Origin of the sequence: Cellulomonas septica, from assembly GCF_012396155.1 — a bacterium.
In the GTDB taxonomy this organism is placed as follows: domain Bacteria; phylum Actinomycetota; class Actinomycetes; order Actinomycetales; family Cellulomonadaceae; genus Cellulomonas; species Cellulomonas septica.
The window spans coordinates 1-3,915 of record NZ_JAAXOY010000329.1 but is presented as its reverse complement, the minus strand read 5'-3'; the positions used below and the strand labels follow the sequence as shown (position 1 = coordinate 3,915).

4 protein-coding genes are annotated in these 3,915 nt (G+C 72.6%); 3 read left to right on the top strand and 1 reads right to left on the bottom strand.

Annotation, left to right across the window (positions count from 1 at the left end; translation table 11 throughout):
* The first annotated feature begins 104 nt into the window (after nucleotides 1–104).
* From HGA02_RS12585 to pth, 3 genes are all read left to right on the top strand, one after another.
* Complete coding sequence (locus HGA02_RS12585; protein WP_124342936.1) at nucleotides 105–1,088, top strand: ribose-phosphate diphosphokinase; 984 nt, start codon at nucleotides 105–107, stop codon at nucleotides 1,086–1,088.
* Nucleotides 1,089–1,512: 424 nt separating this feature from the next.
* Nucleotides 1,513–2,142 carry a 50S ribosomal protein L25/general stress protein Ctc gene (locus HGA02_RS12580; RefSeq protein WP_168679302.1) on the top strand — a complete coding sequence of 210 codons (630 nt, stop codon included), beginning with the start codon at nucleotides 1,513–1,515 and terminating at the stop codon, nucleotides 2,140–2,142.
* An 85-nt stretch (nucleotides 2,143–2,227) separates the two neighbouring features.
* The gene (gene pth, locus HGA02_RS12575) at nucleotides 2,228–2,848 is read left to right on the top strand and encodes an aminoacyl-tRNA hydrolase (RefSeq protein WP_168679301.1); all 621 of its coding nucleotides are present in this window, start codon (nucleotides 2,228–2,230) and stop codon (nucleotides 2,846–2,848) included.
* Nucleotides 2,849–3,019: 171 nt separating this feature from the next.
* Here pth and HGA02_RS12570 read toward each other — a convergent pair.
* Nucleotides 3,020–3,915: right-handed parallel beta-helix repeat-containing protein (locus HGA02_RS12570; RefSeq protein ID WP_210728515.1), on the bottom strand; the 896-nt coding region annotated here is incomplete at its 5' end.

Sequence of the window (3,915 nt, the reverse complement as noted above, 5' to 3'; positions counted from 1 at the left end):
GCCCAGGCCGCCAGCGGGCCGCGCCAGACGCCCCCGCCGGACCTGCCCGACCAGCCCACGCCGCTCGCCGACCCGGCCGGCACGACCACGGAGGAGTCGGCGCGATGACCGGCATCGTCTCGAACGACGGCGAGAAGCGCCTCGTGCTCGTCTCCGGGCGCGCGCACACCGAGCTCGCCACGGACGTCGCGGAGCACCTGGGCATCGAGCTCGTGCCGACGACGGCCTACGACTTCGCGAACGGGGAGATCTACACCCGGTTCGGCGAGTCGGTGCGCGGCTCGGACGCGTTCGTCCTGCAGTCGCACGCCCGGCCGATCAACCAGTGGATCATGGAGCAGCTGCTCATGGTCGACGCCCTCAAGCGGGCGTCCGCGAAGACGATCACCGTGGTCGCGCCGTTCTACGGCTACGCACGCCAGGACAAGAAGCACCGCGGTCGCGAGCCGATCTCGGCCCGCCTGCTGGCGGACCTCTTCAAGACGGCCGGCGCGGACCGCCTCATGAGCGTCGACCTGCACACCGCGCAGATCCAGGGCTTCTTCGACGGCCCGGTCGACCACCTGTGGGCGATGCCGACCCTCATCGACTACGTGCGCACGCGCGTCGACTCGTCGAACGTCACGGTCGTCTCGCCCGACGCCGGCCGCATCCGCGTCGCGGAGCAGTGGGCGGCGAAGCTCGGCGGCGCGCCCCTGGCCTTCGTGCACAAGACGCGTGACATCCGCAGCCCCAACAAGACGGTCGCGAACCGCGTCGTCGGCGAGGTCGAGGGCCGGTCGTGCGTGCTCGTCGACGACCTCATCGACACGGGCGGCACGATCGCGGGCGCGGTGCGCGTGCTGCTCGACGCGGGTGCGAAGGACGTCATCGTCGCCGCGACCCACGGCGTCCTGTCGCACCCGGCGGCCGAGCGCCTGCAGGAGAGCGGCGCGCGTGAGGTGATCGTCACGGACTCCCTGCCGATCGAGGACGAGACGCGCTTCGAGAAGCTCACGGTCCTGTCGATCGCGCCGCTGATCGCGCGGGCGATCCGCGAGGTCTTCGACGACGGCTCGGTGACGTCGCTCTTCGACGGCAACGCCTGACCTGCACCGACGGCCCCGGACCTGCGCGCGACGCGGGTCCGGGGCCGTCGCCGTGCCCGGCCCGTGACGGGGCCGCGGGCACGATCGCCGGCCGTCGTGGCCGGGCGGTCACCCGGTCGTGGGCCGGTCGGGCGGGAGTTGGGGATGGGTGCCGCCAGCGGGTAAGATCGTCAGGTTGCCTCGGCGAGGGACGTCGGACGGTCGTACGACGTGGCCCAGGTGCGGTGCAGGTCCACCGCCCGGGTCGCACGGCCGCCCCGCTCCGTGATCGACTGGGCGCACGCCTCCGCGTGCCCGTCCTGCGCCCCGCGTCGAGGCCACCACCCACGCCGTACGTCACGTGCCGCCGCCCCGGTGGCGGCACCGTCATCTCACCGTCACCCCGTCCGCGCCCGGTCGCGGACGCCTGCTCCTGGGAGTCACCGTGTCCGAGGTCAAGCTCGTCGCCACCGCCCGCACCGAGTTCGGCAAGGGCGCCGCCCGCCGCCTGCGCCGCGCCCACCAGATCCCCGCCGTCCTGTACGGGCACGGCTCGGACCCGGTCCACGTGTCCCTCCCGGGCCACGAGACGATGCTCGCGGTCAAGCACGCGAACGCGCTCTTCGAGATCGAGCTCGACGGCAAGACCACCCTCGCGCTGGCCAAGGACGTCCAGATCGAGCCGGTGCGCAACGTCATCGAGCACGTCGACCTGCTCATCGTGAAGAAGGGCGAGAAGGTCTCCGTCGAGGTGCCCGTGCACGTCGTCGGCGAGTCCGCGCCCGGCACGATCCACGTCGTCGAGACGCAGGCCGTGTCCCTCGAGGCCGAGGCGACGCACCTGCCGCAGAACGTCGAGGTCGACATCGAGGGCCTCGAGGCCGGTGCGATCGTCCACGCCGGCGACCTCACGCTGCCGAAGGGCTCGACGCTCGTCACCGACGCCGAGGCGATCGTGCTGACCGTCTCGCAGCCGCAGGTGTCGGCCGACGACATCGCCGCCGACGAGGCCGCCGCCGAGCTCGCCGCCGAGCAGTCGGCCGCCTCCGCCGCGGACGCCCCGGCCGAGGCCTGAGCCTCCAGCTCCACCCGCGACGCCCGGTACCGTTCCTGCGGTGCCGGGCGTCGGCGTTCGTCCGACCTCGACGCAGGGAGCGTTCATGACCGACGGACCGTGGCTCGTCGTGGGTCTCGGCAACCCGGGGCCGCAGTACGCCGGCAACCGGCACAACGTGGGCCAGATGGTGCTCGACGAGCTCGCGCGCCGCACGGGCGCGTCGTTCGGCGGCAAGGGCGGCGGCGTGCTCTCGCGGCGGCCCCAGGCGGCCGTCGCCGAGGCGCGGCTCGGGACCCTGCCGGGCGGGGTGCCCGGTCCGCGGGTGATCCTCGCGAAGCCGACGACGTACATGAACGTGTCCGGCGGTCCCGTCGCGGCGCTCGCGAAGTACTACGACGTGCCGGTGGAGCGCGTCGTCATGGTGCACGACGAGCTCGACATCCCGTTCGCGGACGTGCGGCTCAAGCGCGGCGGCGGCGAGGGCGGGCACAACGGCCTGCGTGACACGACGAAGGCCCTCGGGTCGAAGGACTACGTGCGGGTGCGCGTCGGCGTGGGCCGGCCGCCGGGCCGGATGGACCCCGCCGACTTCGTGCTGCGGGACTTCGCGAAGCCCGAGCTCAAGGACCTGCCCTGGCTGATCGACGCGGCCGCGGACGCCGTGGAGGCGGTCGTCGTCGAGGGGCTCGAGAAGGCGCAGCTGCGCTTCCACACCAAGGCCTGACACCGGGCCGCGCAGCGGCCCTGCGGCGACGCCCCGCGCCCGGACGCGACCGAGGCAGGCTCCCGCCGCGCGCCGTGACGCGACCGAGACCGTCAACCGCCGCGCGCCGTGACGTGACCGAGGCCGGCACTCCGTCGATCGGGTGCCGGCCTCGGTCGTGCTCGCTGGGGCTCAGTCGCCGCGCGAGACGCTCACGGGGCTGCCGTCGGTCCACGTGTTGCGCGCCACGGTCAGCACCTTGGTCGTGGTCGACGGCGCGATGATCGCGCAGTTCGCGACGCGCTGGTCGCGCGTGAACACGTTGTCGGTGATGACGACGCCCTGGAACGCGCCCTTGCCCTTCTCGGCGAAGTTCACGGTGCACCCGCCGCCGCCGGCCCAGTTCCTGGAGATCGTCACGTTCGAGACGACGCCCTGGTCCTGCGTGAACTGGATCCCGCTGTTGGTCGCGTCCTCGATGGTGTTGCCGACGATCGTGATGTTGGACCCGGCCTGGATCTGCACGGTGTCGTCGTGGCTCGGGGTGTTGTTCTGCAGCGGGTCCTTCTCGTAGTGCAGGTTGTCGTGCAGCCAGGACGACTCGATCGTCACGTTGCCGCCCGTGAGGTGGAAGACGTCGATCACGTCGTGGATGTTGCTGCGGCGCACGGTGATGTTGGAGCCGCGCACACCGTCGATGTGGGCGGACGGCGCCTGCGCGTAGAGCTCGCTGTCCTGGATCAGCACGCTCGCACCGCTCGTGTTGTTGGTGACGAGCGCGCGCTGGATGGTCGTCGCGTAGCCGCGGATGATCGAGTTCTTGATCGTCACGTTGGGCGCGGCGATCTTGACGAACCCGCGGATGTCGAGCGAGTCGACGACCGCGCCGGGCGTGGTGACCGTGAGGTCGCCCTCGTGCACCGTCAGCCGCGTGCCGGCGGGCACGCCGGTGTTCGAGGCGCCGGGCTTGACCGAGCCGGGTGCCGCCGTCGTCTGCGGCTTGGGCGTCGGCGTCGCCGTGGGGGCCGCGGTCGGCTTGGGCGTCGCGGTCGCCGTCGGCGTGGGCGTCTGGGTCGGCGTCGGGGTCG

What these genes read in the sequence shown, in the direction of transcription:
- HGA02_RS12585 (WP_124342936.1), top strand. Translation starts at nt 105, where the DNA reads ATGACCGGCATCGTCTCGAACGACGGCGAGAAGCGCCTCGTGCTCGTC.
- pth (WP_168679301.1), top strand. Translation starts at nt 2,228, where the DNA reads ATGACCGACGGACCGTGGCTCGTCGTGGGTCTCGGCAACCCGGGGCCG.